Raw genomic sequence first — 22,814 nt, 5'->3', positions numbered from 1 at the left:
CGTTCAGAGATGGATTGACGACGCCTTTACGCAGCGGCCTTCGCCCTGCTGACGGCAGCGGGGCGGCTTTTAAGCCCCTGCTGCTGTTAACAGCCTGACGGCGCCGGTCATCCGAGGGGCGGGCCAACGGCGGAACGGCATAAATCCGTCCTGGCGCCTCCGCCCTGCTGACGACAGCGGAGCGGTTGTAGGCAGGGCATTCACTCAGCTAGCCCGCCGCTTTTTCGCCCGCTTTCACCTGCTGCCAGGCGGCTTCCATCTGATCCAGCGTGGCGTCGCTCATGTTCATGCCCTGCGCGGCAATAATCTGTTCGACCTGCCGGAAACGGCGTTCGAATTTCACGTTCGCCTTTTGTAACGCCGTCTCCGCTTTGGTGCCGAGATGGCGCGCCAGATTGACGGTCGCGAACAGCAAATCGCCGACCTCTTCCTCCAGCTTCGCCTCATCCACCACCGCCTGCTGCGCCTCGTGCATCACCTCATCGATCTCTTCATGCACCTTGTCCACGACCGGCCCCAGCGTCGTCCAGTCAAAGCCGACGCTGCGGCAGCGCTTCTGGATTTTCTGCGCGCGCATCAACGCAGGCAGCGCCTGAGGAATATCATCCAGCGCCGAATGCTGCGCTTTCTCCGCCCGCTCCTGCTGCTTAATCTGCTCCCAGTTATGTAGCACCTCTTCGCTATCCTTCACCTGCGCATTGGCGAAAATATGGGGATGACGGCGCTCAAGCTTATCGGCGATGCCGTGACAAATGTCGTCGAAGGTAAAACGGCCTTCCTCGCGCGCTATCTGCGCATAAAACACCACCTGAAACAGCAGATCGCCCAGCTCACCGCGCAGATCGTCATAGTCCTCACGCTGAATGGCGTCAATGACCTCATAGGTCTCTTCCAGCGTATAGGGGGCGATCGTGGCGTAAGTTTGCTCGCGATCCCAGGGGCAGCCGTTCTGCGGATCGCGCAGGGTCTGCATAATTGTCAGCAGACGTTCAAGAGCAGTCATAGTAAAACCTTATTGAATAGAACAGGATACCGGCATAAACGCGTCGAAGGCGCTTATGCCGGTCAATCAGTGCAGACGACGAGCGTCGATAATGTCGGGAACCTGATTCAGGCGCGCCAGCACGCGGCCCAGCACCTGTTGGTTATAGATCTCGATATCCATATCGATGGTCGCCAGCTGCTTGCGCGTATCGCTGCGGCTGGAAACGCCCAGCACATTCACTTTTTCATTCGCGAGGATCGTGGTGATATCGCGCAGTAGTCCGCTGCGATCGTTGGCGGTGACGCGCACCACCAGCGAATAGCCGCTGGAGTAGCTCTCCCCCCAGACCGCATCGACAATCCGCTCCGGCGCATGAGACATCAGTTCAGCCAGCTGGTCGCAGTCGGCGCGGTGAATGGAAATGCCGCGACCCTGAGTGATAAAGCCGACAATATCGTCGCCCGGAATCGGCTGACAGCAGCGGGCGATATGGTGCATCAGGTTGCCCACCCCTTCCACCACCACGCGCCCGCTCTCCTTGCCGGAGCGCTGCGGCGTATGGCTTTTCTGCGTCAGCTGGCGCAGCGCTTCGCGATCTTCCTCCTCCGCGCTCGGCTTATTCAGCTTCGCCTGCAGGAAATTAACCATCTGATTAAGACGAATATCACCGCCGCCAATCGCCGCCAGCAGCTCGTCAAGCGTGGTGACGTTATAGCGCGGCAGCAGCAGCTTTTCCGCCTCTTTCAGGCTGATATCCAGCTGATTCAGCTCGTTATCCAGAATCTGACGGCCAGCGGCGATATTCTTGTCGCGATCCTGCTTGCGGAACCAGGCGTGGATCTTGGAGCGTCCCCGGCTGGTGGTGACGTAGCCCAGATTAGGGTTCAGCCAGTCACGGCTGGGGTTTGGCTGCTTCTGAGTGATGATCTCAATCTGATCGCCCATCTGCAGCTGATAGGTAAAGGGCACGATGCGGCCGCCGATTTTCGCGCCGATGCAGCGATGCCCGATATCGCTGTGGATATGATAGGCGAAATCGAGCGGCGTCGACCCGGCAGGCAGATCGACCACGTCGCCCTTCGGCGTAAACACATAAACGCGATCGTCGAACACCTGGCTGCGCACCTCTTCCAGCAGCTCGCCGGTATCCGCCATCTCCTCCTGCCAGGCGATCAGTTTGCGCAGCCAGGCGATGCGTTCCTCATGCCCCTGCGCGCCGCGCGCCTGGCCGCCGGTGCCGCCCTCTTTATATTTCCAGTGCGCGGCTACGCCCAGCTCCGCATCCTCATGCATCTGACGCGTGCGGATCTGAATTTCCACCGTCTTACCGCCGGGACCTAACACCACGGTATGAATCGACTGATAGCCATTCGGCTTGGGATTGGCGACGTAGTCGTCAAACTCGTCCGGCAGATGACGATAGAGCGTATGCACAATGCCCAGCGCGCCGTAGCAGTCCTGCAAGCGTTCGGCGACGATACGCACCGCGCGCACGTCAAACAGCTCGTCGAACGCCAGCGACTTCTTCTGCATTTTGCGCCAGATGCTGTAGATATGCTTCGGACGGCCATAGACCTCCGCCTTGACGCCTTCGCGCGTCATCTCGGTGCGCAGGCTCTCAACGAAGGATTCAATATACTGTTCGCGATCGATGCGGCGTTCGTGCAGTAGCCGGGCGATGCGTTTGTACTCATCAGGATGCAGATAGCGGAAGCAGAAATCCTCCAACTCCCACTTGAGCTGCCCGATGCCGAGGCGGTTGGCTAACGGCGCGTAGATATTGGTGCACTCTTTCGCCGCCAGCACGCGCTCATCTTCCGGCGCATCTTTCATTTCGCGCAGATGGGCGATGCGTTCCGCCAGCTTAATCACCACGCAGCGGAAATCTTCTACCATCGCCAGCAGCATGCGACGTACATTATCCACCTGCTCCGAAGCCATCGAATCGTTATGGATGGCTTTCAGATGACGGATGGCGTCCATATCGCGCACGCCGTGTACCAGCGAAACGATCGCTTTGCCGAAGGTCTCCTCCAGCTTCTCTTCCGACACCACGTCGGCGTCCGCCAGCGGAAACACCAGCGCGGCGCGCAGCGTGTCGTTATCCATGCTGAGCATCGAAAGAATTTCGACCATTTCAATGCCGCGCCACAGCAGCAGCGACTGATCGGGATGTGACTGCGTAACGGTCTCACAATAGCGCCAGGTATCGGCCAGACGTTCACATGATTGCGGGTTAGCGATCCCCAAACTGGTGATCCACTGATCGAGCGCGAACTCGCCAGCCGTATTCAAATGTGCGCTTCTTACCGCAACCATAACCTCTCCTGGCAACCTGTAAAGATACTTACGTTTTACTGAATAGCACCATGGATTCAAGGTGGCCCGTATGCGGGAACATATCGAGCATCGCCACCCTCTCCAGCTGGTAACCGGCAGCCAGCAGCACCTGGCTGTCCCGGGCAAGTGTAGTCGGGTTACAGGAAACATAGACCACGCGTTGCGGCGCGAGTTTAGCAATATGCTGCATGACTCCGCCGGCACCCGCGCGCGCCGGGTCCAGTAACACCTTATCAAAACCTTGCGCCGCCCACGGCTGACGCGTTACATCTTCTTCCAGGTTCTCATGAAAAAAAGTGATATTTTCAAGACCATTCAGCTTGGCATTATACGCACCTTGTGCTGCTAAAGCTGCTACCCCTTCCACACCCACGACATTTTGTACAAATTTTGCTGTTGGAAGCGTGAAGTTGCCCATCCCGCAAAAAAGGTCCAGCACGCGGTCGTTCGGTTGCAGGTCGAGCCATTCCAGCGCCCTCGCCACCATTTTCTGATTTACCGCATCGTTGACCTGAATAAAATCGCGCGGGCTAAACGTTAACTTCAGCTGATGGGACAGGTAGTAAGGCCGATCGCCAGTCACCTGTTCGGTGTGCTCGCTGTCAGGGGCGAGAAACAGCGCCAGCTGATGCTTATGCGAAAACTGTTCCAGTTTTTGGCGATCGCCGGCGCTCAGCGGATCGAGATGACGCAGCACCAGCACCGGGCCATTGTCCGCCAGCACCAGCTCGACATGTCCCAGCCGCCGCACCGCCTGCAACGAGGCGAGGCACACGCGCAGCGGCACCAGCAGCGTCTCCAGCTCAGGCTTCAAAATGGGGCAACAGTCGATCGAAACCAGGTCATTCGAGGCGGTTTTACGAAAGCCCATCTGCAACGTCTGCGTTTTAGGTTGATACTGCAACCCCAGACGAGCGCGTCGACGATAGCCGTAAGCGCTGTCGCCAATAACCTCATCCACCGCGATCTCGCGGCCGGTTTCGCGCGTCAGCAGATGCGCCAGCGCCTTCGCTTTGCTCTGCTGCTGCAATGATTGCGAGGCGTGCTGCTGCTGACAGCCGCCGCAGACGTTGAACCACGGGCAGCGCGGCGTGACTCGCTCCGGGCTGGGCTGCAAAATACGCTGCGCGCGGCCGCGCGCATATTGACGCTTATCCTCCAGCAGCGTCACCTCGACCTGCTCGCCCGGCAGCGCGCCGCTGACAAACAGCGCCTTGCCCTGATGGCGCGCCACGCCCTGGCCGAAAGCATCAAGATCATGAATCGTGACGGTAATGGTTTGCCGGGTCGTCACACGCCGTTTTGCAGAGTAGAATTGCGCCATAGTGGAATAGAATCTCTGAATAATTGCTACGCGAAGTCACGCCTGCTTTGCAGCGTCACCGCCCGGCGCAATTGTCTCATACCGGACTACCATGACCAAATACAGCCTGCGGGCAAGGATGATGATTTTAATACTGGCGCCGACGCTGATGATCGGACTGCTGCTCAGCACCTTTTTCGTGGTGCATCGCTACAACGAGTTACAGCGGCAGCTGGTGGACGCGGGCGCCAATATTATCGAGCCATTGGCGGTCTCCAGTGAATATGGCATGACCTTTCACAGCCGCGAGTCGGTGCGTCAGCTGGTCAGCCTGCTGCATCGCCGTCACTCCGATATCGTGCGCGCCATTACGGTGTTTGATGATAAAAACCAGATTTTCGTCACCTCTAACTATCACCTTAATCAGGATCTGCTGCGCCTGCCGGACGGCGCTAAAGCGCCGAGCCTGACGGTGATTGAGCGTCGCGGCAATGTCATGGTGCTGCGTACGCCGGTGGTATCGGAAAGCTACTACCCTGACGAGTCGCCGGGACGCGACGCCAAGCCCACCGGCAATCCGCTCGGCTACGTGGCGATAGAGCTGGATCTGCAATCGGTCAGGCTACAGCAGTATAAAGAGGTGTTTGTCGCCACCCTGCTGCTGCTGTTCTGCCTCTGCATCGCCATGATGTTCGCCTATCGACTGATGCGCGACGTCACCGGCCCGATTCGCAATATGGTCAGCACGGTGGATCGCATTCGTCGCGGCCAGCTCGACAGTCGCGTCGAAGGCTATATGCTCGGCGAACTGGATATGTTGAAAAACGGCATCAATTCGATGGCGATGTCGCTTACCGCCTACCACGAAGAGATGCAGCAAAACATCGATCAGGCGACCTCCGACCTGCGCGAAACGCTGGAGCAGATGGAGATCCAGAACGTCGAGCTGGATCTGGCGAAGCGACGCGCGCAGGAAGCGGCGCGCATCAAGTCGGAATTTCTGGCGAATATGTCCCATGAATTGCGCACCCCGCTTAACGGCGTGATCGGCTTTACCCGTCAAACGCTGAAAACGCCGCTGACCTCTACGCAGCGCGATTACCTGCATACCATCGAGCGTTCGGCGAATAACCTGCTCAGCATCATCAACGACGTGCTCGACTTCTCGAAGCTGGAAGCGGGCAAGCTGGTGCTGGAATCGATCCCCTTCCCGCTGCGCGCCACGCTGGATGAAACCCTGGTGCTGCTGGCGCCTTCGGCCCACGATAAAGGGCTGGAGCTGACCATCAACGTGCAGGGCGAAGTACCGGACAACGTGATTGGCGATCCGCTGCGCCTGCAACAGATTCTCACCAACCTGATCGGCAACGCGGTTAAGTTCACCGAGCGCGGTAATATCGATATTCGCGTGGAAAAGCGCAGCCTGAGCAACAGCAGCGTCGAGCTGGAAGTGCAGGTGCACGATACCGGCATCGGCATCGCGGAAAAACAGCAGTCGCAGCTGTTTCAGGCGTTCCGCCAGGCGGACGCCAGCATCTCCCGTCGTCACGGCGGCACCGGGCTGGGTCTGGTGATTACGCAAAAACTGGTGAATGAGATGGGCGGCGAAATCGCCTTCCACAGCCGCCTTAATCAGGGATCGACCTTCTGGTTCCACGTCAGTCTGGCGCTGAACCCTAACGCCGCCAGCGATCCGCGCGCGCTGGACGGGCTGCGCGGCAAACGCCTCGCCTACATCGAAGCCAACCCGGCGGCGGCGCAGGCGACGCTGGATATGCTCGGCTCCACGCCGTTGCAGGTCAGCTACAGCCTGACGCTCGAAGGATTGACTGACGCGCGCTACGATATGCTGCTGGTCGGGATACCGATTAGTCAGCGCACCGATAACGTGCTGTCGCAGGCCTATATCAACAGCCTGAAGGCGCGCGCCGACTGCGTGATCGTCGCGCTGCCCAGCCAGATGCAGTTGCAGGCGGAGCTGCTGAAAACGCGCGGCATCGACGCCTGCCTGAGCAAGCCGGTAACGCGCACGCGCCTGCTGCCGATTATGCTCGATTTGCACGCGCGCAAACTCTACGATCTGCCGGTACGCGCTCGTCTGCCGCTGTCGGTGATGGCGGTAGACGACAACCCGGCCAACCTGAAACTGATCGGCGCGCTGCTGGAGGAACAGGTCGAGAATATCGTGCTGTGCGACAGCGGCGAAAAAGCGATTGATCTTGCGCAGCAGCAGTCGCTGGACATTATTCTGATGGATATTCAGATGCCGGAGATCGACGGCATTCGCGCCAGCGAGCTGATCCGCGAAATGCCGCAGCACGCCAACACGCCGATTATCGCCGTCACGGCGCACGCCATCGACGGCGAACGCGAGCACCTGATCAAAGCGGGCATGAACGACTATCTTGCCAAGCCGATCGATGAAGTGAAGCTAAGCCATCTGCTGGCGCGCTATTCGCCCTCGTTGCAACCGCAAGCGCAGGAGACGCCGCTGATTTCTCCGTCTCTCGACTGGCAGCTGGCGCTGCGTCAGGCCGCCAATAAGCCGGAGCTGGCGCGCGATCTGTTGCAGATGCTGCTCGATTTTCTGCCGGAGGTGCGGGAAAAAGTGGAGCAAAGTCTGGCGGACAACCGACAGTACGGGCTGCGCGAGATTATCCATAAGCTGCACGGCAGCGCCAGCTACAGCGGCGTGCCGCGCATGAAACAGCTGTGCCGCCAGATTGAACACAGCCTGCGCATCAGCGGCGATGTGGCGGCGCTGGAGCCGGAGCTGCTGGAACTGCTGGATGAGATGGATAATGTGGCGCAGGAGGCGCGCCACATTTTGAGTCAGTCCTGATTAAACGTCTGACCGACTTTTAAGGCGGCGGCGATATTGCGCGCCGTCATACGCACATTCTGTGCGGCATTATTCAGCGCCTCCTCCAGCGTGCAGATAGAGTAGATCACGCTAAACACCGCGTCGATACCGTGCTGATGCACCACGCCGACATCCGCCGTCAGGCTGCCGGCGATGCCGATCACCGGCTTGTTGTAGCGCTTCGCCACCTTCGCCACGCCAATCGGCACCTTGCCGTGAATGGTCTGGCTGTCGATACGGCCTTCGCCGGTAATCACCAGCGTCGCGTCCTTCACCAGGTCATCGAGGCCCAGCGCCTCGGTGACGATCTCAATGCCGCGCCGCAGCTCCGCCTGGCAGAAAGCGTGCAGCGCCGCGCCCATGCCGCCCGCCGCGCCGCCGCCGGGAATATGCAGCACGTCGATATCAAGATCGCGCTGAATCACCGCCGCATAGTGCGCGAGCGCGGCGTCCAGTTCGGCGACCAGTTCAGGCGTCGCGCCTTTCTGCGGGCCAAAAATCGCCGACGCGCCCTCTTCACCGGTCAGCGGATTGGTAACGTCACAGGCGACTTCAAAACGGCACTGTTGCAGGCGCGCGTCGAGCGCGCTGATATCGATACGCGCCAGCGTCGTCAGCGCGCTGCCGCCGTAACCGATCTGCTCGCCGTGTTGATTAAGCAGCCGTGCGCCCAGCGCCTGCACCATGCCAGCGCCGCCGTCATTGGTCGCGCTGCCGCCGATGCCGATAATAAAGTGCTGCACGCCGCGATCGAGCGCGTTGCGAATCAGCTCACCGGTGCCCCAGGAGGTGGTGACGCGCGGATCGCGCCGCGCGGCAGGCACCAGTTCCAGGCCGCTGGCCGCGGCCATCTCAATAAAGGCGCAGCTCTCATCGCCGGACAGACCATAAAAGGCTTCCACCGGTTCGCCAAGCGGCCCGGTGACGCGTAGCCTGACAATTTTGCCCTGCGTCGCCGCGACCATCGCCTCCACTGTTCCTTCGCCGCCATCCGCAACCGGCAGCTTGACGTATTGCGCGTCAGGAAAGATCGCACGAAAGCCGTTTTCAATCTCCGCTGCGACCTGCAGGGCGGATAAACTCTCTTTATACGAATCCGGTGCAATAACGATTTTCATAAATAGTCCGAGCGCTGTTGAGCTGGCCGCAGCCAGAAAACGAAGCCGGTCAGTCCGACCGGCGACATAACCGGTGCGGCTGGCTAGCGTGAAACTTCAACCTTCGCTAATTTTTCATAATAGCAGGCCAGCGCGCTGTGATCGGCTGTACCCATGCCATCCGCTTTCAGCGCCTGCATCATTTCCATGACAGCGGCGGTGAGCGGCAGCTGCGCGCCGATGCCGTGCGAGGTGTCCAGCGCGTTACTGAGATCTTTGATATGCAGATCGATGCGGAAGCCCGGTTTAAAGTTACGATCCATCACCATCGGCGCTTTAGCGTCCAGCACCGTGCTGCCCGCGAGCCCGCCGCGAATCGCCTGATAAACCAGATCCGGGTTAACGCCCGCTTTGGTGGCGAGGGTTAACGCTTCGGACATCGCGGCGATATTCAGCGCCACGATCACCTGATTCGCCAGCTTAGTGACGTTGCCCGCGCCGATATCGCCGGTATGCACCACCGAACCCGCCATCGCCTTCATCAGATCGTAATGGGCGTCGAACACCGCTTTATCGCCGCCGACCATCACTGAAAGCGTGCCGTCGATCGCCTTCGGCTCGCCGCCGCTGACCGGCGCATCCAACATTTTGATGCCCTTCTCCGCCAGCGCCTGATGAATTTCCCGGCTCGCCAGCGGCGCGATAGAGCTCATATCAATCAGCACGGCGCCCGCTTTCGCGCCGTCGATAATGCCGTTCTCGCCCAGCGCCACCTCTTTTACGTGCGGCGAGTTAGGCAGCATGGTGATGATCACGTCGCACTGCTCCGCCACCTCTTTCGGCGTTTTCGCCGCGGTAGCGCCCAGCTCCACCAGTTCCGCCTCGTTCTGCGGGTTGGAGTCGCGCACCACCAGCGTATAACCCGCTTTCAGCAGGTTTTTACTCATCGGTTTGCCCATGATGCCCAGGCCAATAAATCCTACTTTCATCGTTATTCTCCTGTTAATTTATTTTTTGAAACGATCGCACAGCGCCTGCGTCGCGCTGCGGAAAACGCCAAGATCGCTTCCCACCGCGACAAAGGTCGCGCCCCATTCCAGGTAGCGGCGCGCGTCCGCTTCTACCGGCGCCAGGATGCCGCTCGGTTTGCCGGCCGCTTTCGCGCGGGCGAAAATATGCTGAATCACCTTCAGCACTTCAGGATGGGCAGGCTGTCCCAGATAGCCGAGCGCGGCGGAAAGGTCGCCAGGGCCGACAAAGATGCCGTCTACGCCGTCAACCGCGATAATGCTGTCGAGGTTGTCCACGCCCTGCTGGCTTTCGATCTGCACCAGTACGCTGATGTTGCTGTTGATATCGAGGTTATAGTCCGGCAGCGTGCCGTACATATTGCTGCGGTGCGACACCGACACGCCGCGAATGCCGGCGGGCGGATAGCGCGTCGAGGCGACCGCCAGGCGCGCTTCCTCTTCGCTTTCGACAAACGGGATCAGGAAGTTATAGAAGCCGATATCCAGCAGGCGCTTGATGATCACCGGCTCGTTGCAGGGCGGACGCACCACGGCGGCGCTTGGGCTGCCTTTCAGCGCCATCAGCTGCGGCACGAAAGTGGTGATATCGTTCGGCGCATGCTCGCCATCCAGCACCAGCCAGTCAAACCCCGCCAGCCCCAGAACTTCGGTAGTGATGGGGTTGGCCAGCGAACACCAGCTGCCAATCAGGGTTTCACCGCTCAGCAGGCGCTGACGAAAAAGGTTGGGATAGCTCATTCTGTTTCCTCCTGGCCAGGCGTTGGCGACAACGGTTGGGACAGTTCATTCTGTTTCCTCCGGGTCAGGCGCTGACGAAAACGGTTGGGATAGCTCATTCTGTTTCCTCCCGGTCAGGCGCTTAGCGCACCAGGCAGGGCCGCTTATTATTGAAAGTCCAGTTGGGGATCAGATACTGCATCGCCTGCGCGTCGTCACGCGCGCCCAGTCCATGCTTCTGATAAAGTTCGTTCGCCTTCATCACCTGGTCCATATCCAGCTCCACGCCGAGGCCGGGCGTCTGCGGCACCTGCACCAGACCGCCCTTGATCTCCAGCGGCTGTTTAGTGAGGCGCTGATTGCCCTCCTGCCAGATCCAGTGGGTATCGATAGCGGTGATAGCGCCGGGCGCGGCGGCGGCGACGTGAGTAAACATCGCCAGCGAAATATCGAAGTGGTTATTGGAGTGGGAGCCCCAGGTCAGACCGAACTCATGGCACATCTGCGCGACGCGCACCGATCCCTGCATGGTCCAGAAGTGCGGATCGGCCAGCGGGATGTCCACCGACTGTAGCGAAAGGGTGTGGCCCATCTGGCGCCAGTCGGTGGCGATCATATTGGTGGCGGTCGGCAATCCGGTGGCGCGGCGGAATTCCGCCATCACCTCACGGCCGGAATAGCCCTGCTCCGCACCGCACGGATCTTCCGCATAGGCCAGCACGTTGCGCAGCTGTTTGCCCAGCCGGATCGACTCCTCCAGCGACCAGGCGCCGTTGGGATCGAGCGTGATGCGCGCCTCCGGGAAGCGTTTCGCCAGCGCGGTGACCGCTTCCGCCTCTTCGCTGCCCGCCAGCACGCCGCCCTTCAGTTTAAAATCGTTGAAGCCATACTTTTCATAAGCCGCTTCCGCCAGGCGCACCACGGTTTCCGGCGTCAGCGCCTCTTCATGGCGCAGGCGGTACCAGTCGCAGCGGGCGTCCGGCTCGCTCTGATAGGGCAACGAGGTTTTGCGGCGATCGCCGACGTAGAACAGGTAACCCAGCATTTCGACCTGATTGCGCTGCTGCCCTTCGCCCAACAGACTGGCGACATTCACGCCGAGGAACTGGCCGAGCAGGTCAAGCAGCGCCGCTTCGATGCCGGTAACCACATGGATAGTGGTGCGCAGGTCGAACGTCTGGGTGCCGCGACCGCCGGCGTCGCGGTCGGCAAACGTGGTGCGCACCTGGTTGAGCAGGTTTTTATACTCGCCCAGCGTATGACCGATAATCAGCGCCGCCGCCTCCTCCAGCGTCTGACGGATTTTTTCGCCGCCCGGAATTTCGCCGACGCCGGTATGTCCCGCGTTATCTTTGATAATCACAATATTGCGGGTGAAAAAAGGCGCGTGCGCGCCGCTCAGGTTGAGCAGCATGCTGTCGTAACCGGCGACCGGGATGACCTGCATCGCGGTAATTTTCGGCGTGGCGTTCTGTTGGCTCATGGTCAGATTCCTTATGCTTACCTGCGCCCGAACACCGGGCGCTTGCGATCGAATGTCCAGCCGGGGATCAGATACTGCATGGCGGTGGCGTCATTGCGTGCGCCGCCCGGCAAGGTTTTATAGAGTTCATGCGCCTGTTGCAGGCGCGCCCAGTCAAGCTCGATGCCGAGACCGGGCTTGTCCGGCACGGCGATCTTGCCCTGACGGATCTGCAACGGCTCCCTGGTGAGGCGCTGATCGCCCTCCTGCCAGATCCAGTGGGTGTCGATGGCGGTCGGTTTGCCCGGCGCGGCGGCGCCGACGTGGGTAAACATCGCCAGCGAAATATCGAAATGGTTATTAGAGTGGCAGCCCCAGGTGAGACCCCAGTCATCGCACAGCTGCGCGACGCGCACCGCGCCGCTCAGCGTCCAGAAGTGCGGATCGGCCAGCGGGATATCGACGGCGTTCAGCATCACCGCATGCTGCATCTCACGCCAGTTGGTGGCGATCATATTGGTCGCCACCGGCAGTCCGGTGGCGCGGCGAAACTCCGCCATCACCTCACGGCCGGAGTAGCCCTGCTCCGCGCCGCAGGGATCTTCGGCGTAGGTCAACACATCCTGCATTCCTTTGCAGAGCGCGATCGCTTCGTCCAGCAGCCAGGCGCCGTTGGGATCGACGGTGATGCGCGCGTCGGGAAAACGCTTTTTCAACGCGCACGCGGTGTCGATCTCATCTTCGCCCGGCAGAACGCCGCCTTTCAGCTTGAAATCTTTAAAGCCGTAGCGATCCTGCGCCGCTTCCGCCAGCCGCACCACCGCGTCGCTGTCCAGCGCCTGCTGATGGCGCAGGCGATACCAGTCATGGCTCGCCCCGTCGCCGCTGAGATAAGGCAGATCGGTTTTTTGACGATCGCCGATATAGAACAGGTAGCCTAAAACCGTCACCTCGTCGCGCTGCTGGCCGGGGCCGAGCAGCTCCGCCACCGGCACGCCGAGAAACTGGCCGAGCAGATCGAGCAACGCCGATTCCAGCGCCGCCACCGCGTTGACGCGCAGCTCAAAGGTCCAGGCGCCCTTGCCGAACGTATCGAAATCAGCGTGCTGATTGCCCTTATGCACCTGCTGCACCAGCCGGTTCATGCGCGCCACTTCATGCCCCACCACCTGCGGAATGGCGGCGGTCAGCGTCTGATAAATGGTTTCGCCGCCCGGCGCTTCGCCAAGGCCGGTATGGCCGGCGCTGTCGGTCAGCACCACGATATTGCGGGTGAAGAAGGCGCTGTGCGCGCCGCCGATATTCAGCAGCATGCTGTCGTAACCGGCGACCGGCACCACCTTCATATCGGTAATCACGGGCGTATAGGTGTTCATCACCGCTCCTTACGTTGTCTTTTTCAGTTCGATGCGTTTGATGTCGCCCACCAGCACCAGGTAGCTCAGCACCGCCACCAGCGCATGAATGCCGACATAGATCAGCGCGCCGTTGTAGGAGCCGGTCACCGCGATGATGTAGCCGATAGCGATTGGCGTAACGATGCCGGAGATATTGCCGAACATATTGAACAGACCGCCGCTAAGGCCACTGATCTCTTTCGGCGCCGTATCCGCCATCACCGCCCAGCCCAGCGCGCCGATGCCTTTGCCAAAGAACGCGGTCGCCATAAAGAACACCACCACCCATTCGGTTTCGACATAGTTACAGGTCACCATCGAGATGGAGAGCAACATCCCCAGTACGATAGGCGTCTTGCGGGCAATATTCAGCGAGCCGGTTTTACGCATCAGCCAGTCGGAGATGACGCCGCCCAGCACGCCGCCAAGGAAGCCGCAGATCGCCGGGATAGAGGCGATAAAGCCCGCTTTCAGAATCGACATGCCGCGCGCCTGCACCAGGTAAACCGGGAACCAGGTAATAAAGAAGTAGGTCAACGCATTGATACAGTACTGGCCGAGATAGATGCCGAGCATCATGCGCGAGGTGATCAGCTGACGAATCTGGCCCCACTTCTCGCGCCCGCTGACTTTCTCCTGCGCCTTTTTCGCATCCATATTGATCAGCGCGCCGCCCTGCTCCATATACTCCAGCTCGGCGCGGTTGACGCCCGGATGGTCGTTAGGATCGTGGATCACCTTCAGCCAGACGAAGCTGAGGATGATCCCCAGGCCGCCCATAAACCAGAAGACGTGCGCCCAGCCCACCTGCGCGGTCAGCCAGCCCATAATGGGCGCGAAGATCACGGTGGCGAAATATTGCGCCGAGTTGAATATCGCCACGGCGGTGCCGCGCTCCTGCGCCGGGAACCAGGCGGCGACGATACGGCTGTTGCCGGGGAAAGAAGGCGCCTCCGCCAGCCCCACCAGAAAACGCAGCATGAACAGCGCGACGATAACGGTAAAGCCTTCGAAGAGGTCGACGAAGCCCTGCAACAGGGTAAACAGCGACCAGATGAAGATGCTCCAGAAATAGACGCGCTTCGAGCCGAAACGGTCGAGCAGCCAGCCGCCGGGGATCTGGCCAATCACGTAAGCCCATGAGAAGGCGGAGAAGATATAGCCCATGCCGACCGGATCGAGCCCAATATCTTTCGCCATCGACGAGCCGGCGATCGAGAGGGTGGCGCGGTCGCCATAGTTAAACGAAGTGACGATAAACAGCATCACTACGATCCAGTATCGCGCGTTAGTTCTTTTTTCTACGGAACTTTCCGCCTGGCTGTATGAATTCATGATGCACTCCTGAAATATAGCGGTACGCTACTTTCCACTCTGACTGCATACACATCGCGTTGGGTATCAGAATGAGGTTGGGTTAAACATGGCGATTATTATTCATTAGCAAAAACATTTATTACGCAGCGCGGCTGCTTCACCTGTCGTCAAACTTGAGCAAAAAGTATATGGAGCGCATCGGCGCAATTCACTGGAAGAAAGCCCTATATTATGTGTCGCTAAGCGCTTAATTTATGGCGATTGCACAACCTGCTGCGGCATCGCTCACGGAATCGTTTTTTTCAGGCCGTCACGCAGCACACCGCGCCGCTCAGGGATCGGCTTTGTGAGCCTCTTCACTTGCACTTGTTCCAACGCCTGAAAATCGCCTGAATCAAAAGGATAAAATCGGACATCTGCATAATGCCGCCGCGATTGCCCCTCCTTATACTCTCTACAGCAAAAACAGAAGACGCGTTTCACCTGCGCCATCCCCTTTTCCACTCTTTTCCGTTTACTGGAAGCCGATGCAATGAAAACGATTCGTGAAGAGACACCGCGATATATTCGCGTACACGAAGCCGATAATGTCGCTATCGTGGTGAATGACAATGGCCTGACTGCGGGATCGGTTTTTCCCTGCGGGCTGCGGCTGATCGAGCATATTCCTCAGGGGCATAAAGTGGCGCTGGCGCCCATTGCGCGCGGCGAGGCGATCCGCCGCTACGGCGAGGTGATTGGCTATGCCCTGCGTGATATTCCTCAGGGCAGCTGGGTTGAGGAGTCGCTGTTGGCGCTGCCTGAGGCGCCGCCGCTGGAGAGCCTACCGCTGGCGACGCGCGTGCCGGAAACGCTGCCGCCGCTGGAAGGCTACACCTTTGAAGGCTACCGCAACGCCGACGGCAGCGTCGGCACGCGCAACCTGCTGGGTATCACCACCAGCGTTCATTGCGTGGCGGGCGTGGTGGATTACGTGGTCAACATTATCGAGCGCGAACTGCTGCCGCGTTACCCTAACGTCGACGGCGTGGTGGCGCTGAATCATCTCTACGGCTGCGGCGTGGCGATCAACGCGCCGGCGGCGGTGGTGCCGATCCGCACTATTCATAACCTGGCGCTGAACGCCAATTTCGGCGGCGAAGTGATGGTGGTTAGTCTCGGCTGTGAAAAACTCCAGCCGGAGCGGCTGCTGGCCGCCAACGGCGACGACGTGCAGGCGATCGCCATCGGCGATGAGGATATTGTGCGTTTGCAGGATGAGCGTCATGTCGGCTTTGAGGCGATGGTGCAGGAAATTCTGCGCGTGGCGGACCGCCATTTGCAGCGCCTTAACCAGCGTCAGCGGGAAACCTGCCCCGCCTCCGACCTGATTGTCGGCATGCAGTGCGGCGGCAGTGACGCCTTTTCCGGCGTTACGGCTAACCCGGCGGTCGGCTTCGCCTCCGATCTGCTGGTGCGCTGCGGCGCGACGGTGATGTTTTCCGAAGTGACCGAGGTGCGCGACGCGATTCACCTGCTGACGCCGCGCGTGGTGGACGAAGCGACGGGAAAACGTCTGCTGGAGGAGATGGCCTGGTATGACGACTACCTGAGCCAGGGCCAGACTGACCGCAGCGCTAACCCTTCGCCGGGCAATAAAAAAGGCGGGCTGGCGAACGTAGTGGAAAAAGCGCTCGGCTCCATCGCCAAGTCAGGGCGCAGCGCCATCGTCGAGGTGCTCTCGCCCGGACAGCGCCCTACCAGGCGCGGGTTAATCTATGCGGCGACGCCCGCCAGCGATTTCGTCTGCGGCACACAGCAGATGGCGTCCGGCATCACCTTACAGGTCTTTACCACCGGACGCGGCACGCCTTATGGCCTGGCGGCGATTCCGGTGATCAAAATGGCGACGCGCACCGCGCTGGCGACACGCTGGTACGATCTAATGGATATCAATGCGGGAACCATTGCGACGGGAGAAGAGACCATTGAGCAGGTGGGCTGGCGGCTGTTTGAACTGATTCTGGATATCGCCAGCGGCCGCCAGCAAACCTGGTCTGACCGCTGGGGCATTCGCAACGCGCTGGCGGTCTTTAATCCGGCGCCGGTCACCTGACGCCGGACTTCACTGCGTTACCGTGGCGCTACAGCAGTTTGCCCCAGTTTTCCACCCAGGGTGTGCTGACGCTTTCCGGCTCCGGTGATTCCATAGCGTCTACCAGCAACACCTCGCCGACGCGCGTTGCGCCCTGCTCCTGCAACTGCGCGTCGAACGTTTTTCCGGCGCCGCAGAAGTTTTCATAGCTACTGTCGCCCAGCGCGATAACGCCGTAGCGCAGCTGAGGCTGATGGCCCAGCTTATCTTTAACGTCGTGATACAGCCCGGCGATGCTGTCTGGAAAGTCGCCGTGACCGGTGGTCGAGGTGACGACCAGCGCCACTTTATCGCTGTACTGCTGCCAGTCGCTGAGGCGCGGATCTTCAAAAATCTTTACCTCATGCCCCTGCGCCTGCAGAACAGGCTCAGCCTCTTCCGCCACCAGCAATGCGTTGCCGTAAACCGTGCCGACGAAAATACCAATCTGCGCCATAAACTTCTCCCTTATTGTGGTGCCTTATCCTGACCTGGCTGCGGGTCAAACTCAACCCTGGGAAGATCGGGGAGAAGGTGCTGCCAGCCAAACTGCTGCATCATGCGCTGCCAGTACCGATCGAGCCCGGCGCGAATCAACAGCGGCTCGCCCGTGACCGGATGGTTCAGCGCCAGGCTGCTGGCGTGCAGCATTAAACGTTCGCAGCCGAAATGCTGCGCCGCGCCGCGGTTTTGCCGCAGATCGCCATGCGTGGTGTCGCCGATGATCGGATGGCGCAGATGGGCGAGATGACGACGCAGCTGATGCTTGCGTCCGGTTGCCGGTTGCAGTTCGATCAGGCTGTAGCGCGCAGTAGGGTAGCGGCCGATGGCGACCGGCTGCTCGGTGATCGCCAGCCCCCGCCAGTCGGTCACAGCAGGCTGCGGCCCTTTATCCGGCGAGGCGTATTTATCGGCGATCTTATCCAGCTCCTCGGTCAGCGGATAGTCAAGGCGGTCCGCGCCCTCCAGCCAGCCGCGCACAACGGCGTGGTAGGTTTTGCTCATCTGATGCAGTTCAAACTGCTGCGACAGCAGGCGTCCCACCTCGCTGGAAAGCCCCATCAGCAATACGCCGGAAGTGGGCCTGTCAAGGCGATGCGCGGTAAAAACGTGTTGTCCGATCTGGTCGCGCACCGTCTGCATCACCACCACTTTTTCTTTGCGATCCAGCCAGCTGCGATGCACCAGCCAGCCAGCCGGTTTGTTGACCGCCACCAGCCATTGATCCTGATAGATAATTTCCAGCATCAGCGGCCTGCAGCGACAAACAGCGCATCAAGCGCGTTAAGGTGGGTCAGCAGCGCGCTGCGTCCTGGCGTATCCGCCTCAAGCGCCACTTCATAGTAGGGGGCGATAGCGAAATTTTGCGGAAGCTGAGCGCCCACATCCAGCAACGCGTGCATACGCGGAATCAGCACCCACTGTAGCCACTCCAGCGGCTGCATCGTATCGAGGAAAAAAGGCTGCGTACTGTCGAATGCCGCCGTATCGGGCGCTTCGCTGCGCCACAGCGCATGCTTTTTAAGCAAGGCTTCAACCGCCAGCAACCCCTGGCGAACCTGGTGTTCTCGGTGCATGGGCATCCTCACAACGGGTGAAATTTTAAGGGCGGCAAGCATAGCATTCGCGGAGGCGGGGGAAAACGCGCGGCATAAAAAAAGGGGGCACTGTTATACAGTGCCCCCGGTTCGTTTGCAGCTATCCGGCTACTTCAACGCTCCCTGCTCGTCCTTGAAAACTTTTCCCTGCTGTCTTCCTGACATTCTCGCCTTCCTGACGATTTTCCTTTAGCGTCCTGGCCCGCCAGTCATCCTGTCTGGCTCTCATTCTCCTTCCTGGAGGTGTCCCTTTATTCCATCCTGGAACTTTTTGCTTCATCCTGAAGCAATCCTGTTTGCGCCTCTTCCTGTGCGCGAAACATCATCCTGATGAACGTCTTCCTGACGTTATCCATTCCCCGGCTTCCCTTTCCGATATTGAGCAGTTTGCCTGACTCAGCGAAGGAAACAAGCTACCTTTTCCTTTAACTGTTAAGCCTGGCGTAAATCTTAAAACCCTTTCATCACTAAGTTTATGATTTACATTATCTTCACAAAAAAGACTTCTTTTTTTCTGCGTATTATCCTGGCGATCTCTCACAGACAATGTGAGATATATCTTACATCGCAGCGGGACAATCTCTTAAGCGTTAACTAACCGGTTGTAAAATATTAAGAAATGTCTGTATATCGGGCGCGAGCACCTTGCGTTGCGGCGTACCCAGCTTTTCCAGCACCACTTCGCCACTCAGATTGCACAGCGAAACCACATCCAGATCAGAATCGGTCGTTGCGATAAACAGGGTCGGAGTTTGTTTTAAACGCCTTTTCATTACCAGGTGCCCGATCAGGTTTTCCTGTACGCGCACAAAGTCATCTTCGCTCCATACCTGCAGCAGCGTAATGGATTGTCTATCGAACATGGCCTGCATATCGCCTGCATATTGCGTAGTATAATAACCCACCGCCGCGGGCTGCAGCTGAAGATCCAGCGCCCTTTCCACCGCCGCCAGATGGGGCTCTGCGTCGAAGGGCCGCGGCTGCCATAATACGACATCGTTGCGGCTTTCCACTACGCAGGGCGACGGGATGCCGTAGAGATCGGCGCTGGCGGGCAGATGTCCATGCTGGTGCTGCCATTGCTCACAGTAACGCTGCGTGAAGCCCCTTAACGCGGTGGCGATATGATCATTCATTTTTATTTACTCCAGGCTGCCTGAGTTACACTACAGCCTTTATTTATTGTTTCTTTATCACAGAAAAGACGTTGCTCGCCTTTCCGGGCGGGTCTGAGGTTATGTTATGTCTTCTTATGAACATCATCAGGCGCTTGCCGGCCTGACGCTGGGCAAGCCCACCGCCTACCAGGATCGCTACGATCCCGCATTGCTGCAGGCGGTGCCCCGTTCGCTCAATCGCGAACCGCTTGGGCTTTATCCCGACAACCTGCCTTTTCACGGCGCAGATATCTGGACATTGTATGAACTCTCCTGGCTGAATGCTAAAGGCGTGCCGCAGGTCGCCGTCGGCGAGGTGGTATTACAGGCGGACAGCATTAATCTGATCGAATCGAAGAGTTTCAAGCTCTATCTTAACAGCTTTAACCAAACGCGTTTCGCCGACTGGGGCGAGGTGCGTCAGACGCTGGAGCGCGATTTAAGCGCCTGCGCGCAGGGCGACGTCAGCGTGGCCCTGTTCCGTCTGCAGGAGATCGAAGCGCAGCCGATCGGCCACTTCGAAGGCATCTGCATTGACGAGCAGGATATCAGCATCGACAACTATCAGTTCAATGTCGATTATCTGGCCGACGCCGCTGGCGACGACATCGTGGAAGAGACGCTGACCAGCCATCTGCTGAAATCCAATTGCCTGATCACCCATCAGCCGGATTGGGGCTCGGTGCAGATCCGCTATCGCGGGCCGCGCATCAATCGCGAGGCGCTGCTGCGCTATTTGGTCTCTTTTCGTCATCACAACGAGTTTCATGAGCAGTGCGTAGAGCGTATCTTCAACGATCTGCTGCGCTTCTGCCGCCCGGAAACGCTGTCGGTCTATGCCCGCTACACGCGACGCGGCGGCCTGGACATCAATCCGTGGCGCAGCAACACCGATTTCCAGCCGGGTCGTTCACGCCTGGTGCGTCAGTAAACTGCGGCGCGGCTCGCAGGACAACGTTCTGTTACAGGAATCGGTTGAGAAACCACGCAGGAGAAGGCTACTCTGAGAAGCAGCGGTGGCATGGCCCCACCGCTCAGGGATTTTCTCGTCACCGCGCGGCTGACGTCGCGGCGCGGTGTCATTTGTCACCCTGGCGGGTGTAAAGGAGTTCACTTGATTACACATATCAGCCCACTCGGCTCGATGGATTTGCTCTCGCAACTGGAAGTCGACATGCTGAAGCGCACGGCCAGCAGTGACCTCTACCAGCTGTTTCGCAACTGTTCTCTCGCCGTGCTCAATTCCGGCAGTCAGACCGACAGCAGCCATGAGCTGCTCTCCCGCTTCGAAAACTTTGACATCAATGTGCTGCGTCGCGAACGCGGCGTGAAGCTGGAGCTGATCAATCCGCCGGAAGAAGCCTTTGTTGACGGACGTATTATCCGCTCGCTGCAAGCCAACCTGTTCGCCGTGCTGCGCGATATCCTGTTTGTAAACGGCCAGCTGGCCGCCGGCGGCCGCTTTCATCAGCAGGTAGATGTTAAAAATTCCGCGCATATCACCAACCTGGTTTTCTCGATTCTGCGCAATGCGCGGGCGCTGCACGTCGGCGAATATCCCAATATGGTGGTTTGCTGGGGCGGCCACTCGATTAACGCGACTGAATATCAATACTGCCGCAACGTCGGCACCCAGCTCGGCCTGCGCGAACTGAATATCTGCACCGGCTGCGGGCCCGGCGTGATGGAAGCGCCGATGAAAGGCGCCGCGGTGGGACATGCGCAGCAGCGCTACCGCGAAAGCCGTTTTATCGGCCTGACCGAACCGTCGATTATTGCCGCAGAGCCGCCTAACCCGCTGGTGAATGAACTGATTATCATGCCGGACATTGAAAAACGTCTGGAAGCCTTTGTTCGCATCGCGCACGGCATCATCATTTTCCCTGGTGGCGTGGGCACGGCGGAAGAGTTGCTCTATCTGCTGGGCATCCTGATGAACCCGGAAAACAACGATCAGGTGCTGCCGCTGATCCTGACCGGCCCGAAAGAGAGCGCCGATTATTTCCGCGTGCTGGATGAGTTTATTGTCAATACCGTCGGCGAGCAGGCCCGCCGCCACTACACCATTATTATTGACGATGCGGCCGAAGTGGCGCGCCAGATGAAAAAAGCGATGCCGCAGGTGAAAGAGAACCGTCGTGAAAGCGGCGACGCCTACAGCTTTAACTGGTCGCTGCGCATTGAGCCGGATCTGCAGGTGCCTTTCCTGCCGACTCACGACAATATGGCCAACCTCAATCTCTATCCTGACCAGCCGCCGGAGAAACTGGCCGCCGCGCTGCGTCGCGCCTTCTCCGGCATCGTGGCGGGCAACGTGAAAGAGATGGGGATCCGCGAAATTCGTCAGAAAGGCCCTTACAAACTGCACGGCGATCCGGCCATCATGCGCCGTATGGACGATCTGCTGCAGGGCTTTGTCGCGCAGCACCGCATGAAGCTGCCGGGCACCGCCTATATCCCGTGCTACGAAATCATTAAATAAACGACCAGACGGGCGGCATGTAGCCGCCCGAATTCTATGATGACAATTCATTTACTTATTGTTGACGCGCTTAACCTTATTCGCCGCATTCATGCCGTGCAGGGCAGTCCCTGCCAGGAGCGCTGCGCCGCCGCGCTGCAACAACTATTAGGCCATACCCATCCGACTCACGCCGTGGCGGTTTTTGATGATGAGCTGCGTCGTGAAGGCTGGCGGCACCAGCTGCTGCCGGACTATAAGGCGGGCCGTCCGCCGATGCCGGAAGATTTGCAGCTGGAGATGCCGCAGATCCAGGCGGCGTTTCGTCAGGCCGGGGTCGCCTGCTGGACCGCCGAAGGCGATGAGGCAGATGATTTGGCCGCCACGCTGGCGGTTAAGGTGGCGCAGAGCGGGCATCAGGCAACCATCGTCTCGACGGATAAAGGCTATTGTCAGCTGCTGGCACCGACAATTCGCATCCGCGATTACTTTCAGAAGCGCTGGCTGGATCAGCCTTTTATTGATGCCGAATTTGGCGTGGCGCCGGCGCAGCTGCCCGATTATTGGGGCCTGGCGGGCATCAGCAGCAGCAAAATTCCGGGCGTCGCCGGCATCGGGCCAAAAAGCGCCAGCCAGCTGCTGCAACAGTTCGGCTCGCTGGAAACGCTCTTTCAGCAGCTTGAGGCGGTGCCGGATAAATGGCGTAAGAAACTGGCTGAACAACGGGAGTTGGCTTTTATCAGCCAACGCGTCGCTACGCTACGCACCGATCTTCAGCTTAACGGCAACTTAAAAGATCTGCGTTTGCCTGCGCGCTAATATATTTAACGCCTGGTGATGCTGCCAACTTACTGATTTAGTGTATGATGGTGTTTTTGAGGTGCTCCAGTGGCTTCTGTTTCTATCACCTGTCCCTCCTGTTCAGCTACTGACGGGGTGGTGCGTAACGGCAAAAGCACTGCCGGACATCAGC

20 protein-coding genes are annotated in these 22,814 nt (G+C 59.2%); 6 read left to right on the top strand and 14 right to left on the bottom strand.

What is annotated here, in order from left to right; all coding sequences use genetic code 11:
• Positions 1 to 208 precede the first annotated feature (208 nt).
• The 3 genes from mazG to rlmD all read right to left on the bottom strand — a co-directional run bounded on the left by mazG (position 209) and on the right by rlmD (position 4,649).
• Positions 209 to 1,003: a nucleoside triphosphate pyrophosphohydrolase gene (mazG, locus tag MYY08_RS08370; RefSeq protein ID WP_038624464.1), complete on the bottom strand. Its 795-nt coding sequence runs from the start codon at positions 1,001 to 1,003 to the stop codon at positions 209 to 211.
• Positions 1,004 to 1,069: 66 nt separating this feature from the next.
• Positions 1,070 to 3,304: a GTP diphosphokinase gene (relA, locus tag MYY08_RS08365; RefSeq protein ID WP_038624463.1), complete on the bottom strand. Its 2,235-nt coding sequence runs from the start codon at positions 3,302 to 3,304 to the stop codon at positions 1,070 to 1,072.
• A 28-nt stretch (positions 3,305 to 3,332) separates the two neighbouring features.
• Positions 3,333 to 4,649: a 23S rRNA (uracil(1939)-C(5))-methyltransferase RlmD gene (gene rlmD, locus MYY08_RS08360; RefSeq protein ID WP_288013905.1), complete on the bottom strand. Its 1,317-nt coding sequence runs from the start codon at positions 4,647 to 4,649 to the stop codon at positions 3,333 to 3,335.
• Between the two features lie 91 nt (positions 4,650 to 4,740).
• Here rlmD and barA point away from each other — a divergent pair, with 91 nt between their 5' ends.
• Positions 4,741 to 7,470 (top strand): two-component sensor histidine kinase BarA, encoded by a 2,730-nt coding sequence (gene barA, locus MYY08_RS08355; RefSeq protein ID WP_038624459.1) that lies wholly within the window; start codon positions 4,741 to 4,743, stop codon positions 7,468 to 7,470.
• On the opposite strand, the gene MYY08_RS08350 is transcribed toward barA, so the two are convergent.
• From MYY08_RS08350 to MYY08_RS08320, 7 genes are all read right to left on the bottom strand, one after another.
• A complete protein-coding gene (locus MYY08_RS08350) occupies positions 7,461 to 8,609 on the bottom strand; it encodes a glycerate kinase (RefSeq protein WP_288013904.1) in 1,149 nt (382 codons plus the stop codon). The genes barA and MYY08_RS08350 overlap by 10 nt on opposite strands.
• 83 nt (positions 8,610 to 8,692) lie before the next feature.
• On the bottom strand, positions 8,693 to 9,583 hold the full coding sequence (gene garR, locus MYY08_RS08345; RefSeq protein WP_038624455.1) for a 2-hydroxy-3-oxopropionate reductase: 891 nt from the start codon (positions 9,581 to 9,583) through the stop codon (positions 8,693 to 8,695).
• Between the two features lie 12 nt (positions 9,584 to 9,595).
• Positions 9,596 to 10,357, bottom strand: coding sequence for a 2-dehydro-3-deoxyglucarate aldolase (garL, locus tag MYY08_RS08340; protein WP_288013903.1), 762 nt, complete (start codon positions 10,355 to 10,357; stop codon positions 9,596 to 9,598).
• 121 nt (positions 10,358 to 10,478) lie between these two features.
• A complete protein-coding gene (gene gudD / locus MYY08_RS08335; RefSeq protein ID WP_038624451.1) occupies positions 10,479 to 11,819 on the bottom strand; it encodes a glucarate dehydratase in 1,341 nt (446 codons plus the stop codon).
• 17 nt (positions 11,820 to 11,836) lie between these two features.
• Complete coding sequence (locus tag MYY08_RS08330) at positions 11,837 to 13,174, bottom strand: enolase C-terminal domain-like protein (RefSeq protein WP_288013902.1); 1,338 nt, start codon at positions 13,172 to 13,174, stop codon at positions 11,837 to 11,839.
• A gap of 9 nt (positions 13,175 to 13,183) precedes the next feature.
• Positions 13,184 to 14,530, bottom strand: coding sequence for an MFS transporter (locus MYY08_RS08325; RefSeq protein ID WP_038624447.1), 1,347 nt, complete (start codon positions 14,528 to 14,530; stop codon positions 13,184 to 13,186).
• A 267-nt stretch (positions 14,531 to 14,797) separates the two neighbouring features.
• Positions 14,798 to 15,004, bottom strand: coding sequence for a hypothetical protein (locus MYY08_RS08320; RefSeq protein ID WP_038624445.1), 207 nt, complete (start codon positions 15,002 to 15,004; stop codon positions 14,798 to 14,800).
• 40 nt (positions 15,005 to 15,044) lie between these two features.
• On the opposite strand from MYY08_RS08320, the gene garD reads away from it, so the two are divergent.
• A complete protein-coding gene (gene garD / locus MYY08_RS08315; RefSeq protein ID WP_288013901.1) occupies positions 15,045 to 16,607 on the top strand; it encodes a galactarate dehydratase in 1,563 nt (520 codons plus the stop codon).
• 28 nt (positions 16,608 to 16,635) lie between these two features.
• Here garD and MYY08_RS08310 read toward each other — a convergent pair whose 3' ends face one another.
• The 4 genes from MYY08_RS08310 to syd all read right to left on the bottom strand — a co-directional run bounded on the left by MYY08_RS08310 (position 16,636) and on the right by syd (position 19,359).
• The gene (locus tag MYY08_RS08310) at positions 16,636 to 17,082 is read right to left on the bottom strand and encodes a flavodoxin (RefSeq protein WP_038624441.1); all 447 of its coding nucleotides are present in this window, start codon (positions 17,080 to 17,082) and stop codon (positions 16,636 to 16,638) included.
• An 11-nt stretch (positions 17,083 to 17,093) separates the two neighbouring features.
• A complete protein-coding gene (gene truC, locus MYY08_RS08305) occupies positions 17,094 to 17,873 on the bottom strand; it encodes a tRNA pseudouridine(65) synthase TruC (RefSeq protein WP_288013900.1) in 780 nt (259 codons plus the stop codon).
• Positions 17,873 to 18,202 (bottom strand): YqcC family protein, encoded by a 330-nt coding sequence (locus MYY08_RS08300; RefSeq protein ID WP_038624437.1) that lies wholly within the window; start codon positions 18,200 to 18,202, stop codon positions 17,873 to 17,875. The genes truC and MYY08_RS08300 overlap by 1 nt, the downstream gene beginning before the upstream one ends.
• A 611-nt stretch (positions 18,203 to 18,813) precedes the next feature.
• Positions 18,814 to 19,359, bottom strand: a complete 546-nt coding sequence (gene syd, locus MYY08_RS08295; RefSeq protein WP_038624435.1) for a SecY-interacting protein — start codon at positions 19,357 to 19,359, stop codon at positions 18,814 to 18,816.
• A gap of 106 nt (positions 19,360 to 19,465) precedes the next feature.
• Between syd and queF the strand changes: the two genes are divergently transcribed.
• The 4 genes from queF to MYY08_RS08275 form a co-directional block, all read left to right on the top strand.
• Positions 19,466 to 20,311, top strand: coding sequence for an NADPH-dependent 7-cyano-7-deazaguanine reductase QueF (gene queF, locus MYY08_RS08290; RefSeq protein ID WP_038624433.1), 846 nt, complete (start codon positions 19,466 to 19,468; stop codon positions 20,309 to 20,311).
• Positions 20,312 to 20,494: 183 nt separating this feature from the next.
• Complete coding sequence (ppnN, locus tag MYY08_RS08285) at positions 20,495 to 21,862, top strand: nucleotide 5'-monophosphate nucleosidase PpnN (RefSeq protein WP_038624431.1); 1,368 nt, start codon at positions 20,495 to 20,497, stop codon at positions 21,860 to 21,862.
• A 39-nt stretch (positions 21,863 to 21,901) separates the two neighbouring features.
• Positions 21,902 to 22,660 carry a flap endonuclease Xni gene (gene xni, locus MYY08_RS08280; RefSeq protein WP_288013906.1) on the top strand — a complete coding sequence of 253 codons (759 nt, stop codon included), beginning with the start codon at positions 21,902 to 21,904 and terminating at the stop codon, positions 22,658 to 22,660.
• A gap of 69 nt (positions 22,661 to 22,729) precedes the next feature.
• Positions 22,730 to 22,814 (top strand): IS1 family transposase (locus tag MYY08_RS08275; RefSeq protein ID WP_353738463.1); only part of this gene is annotated, 85 nt, incomplete at its 3' end.

Origin of the sequence: Mixta sp., from assembly GCF_024610815.1 — a bacterium.
Classification (GTDB): domain Bacteria; phylum Pseudomonadota; class Gammaproteobacteria; order Enterobacterales; family Enterobacteriaceae; genus Mixta; species Mixta calida.
The sequence above is the reverse complement of the archived record's forward strand: the minus strand, read 5'-3'. Positions and strand labels throughout refer to the sequence as shown.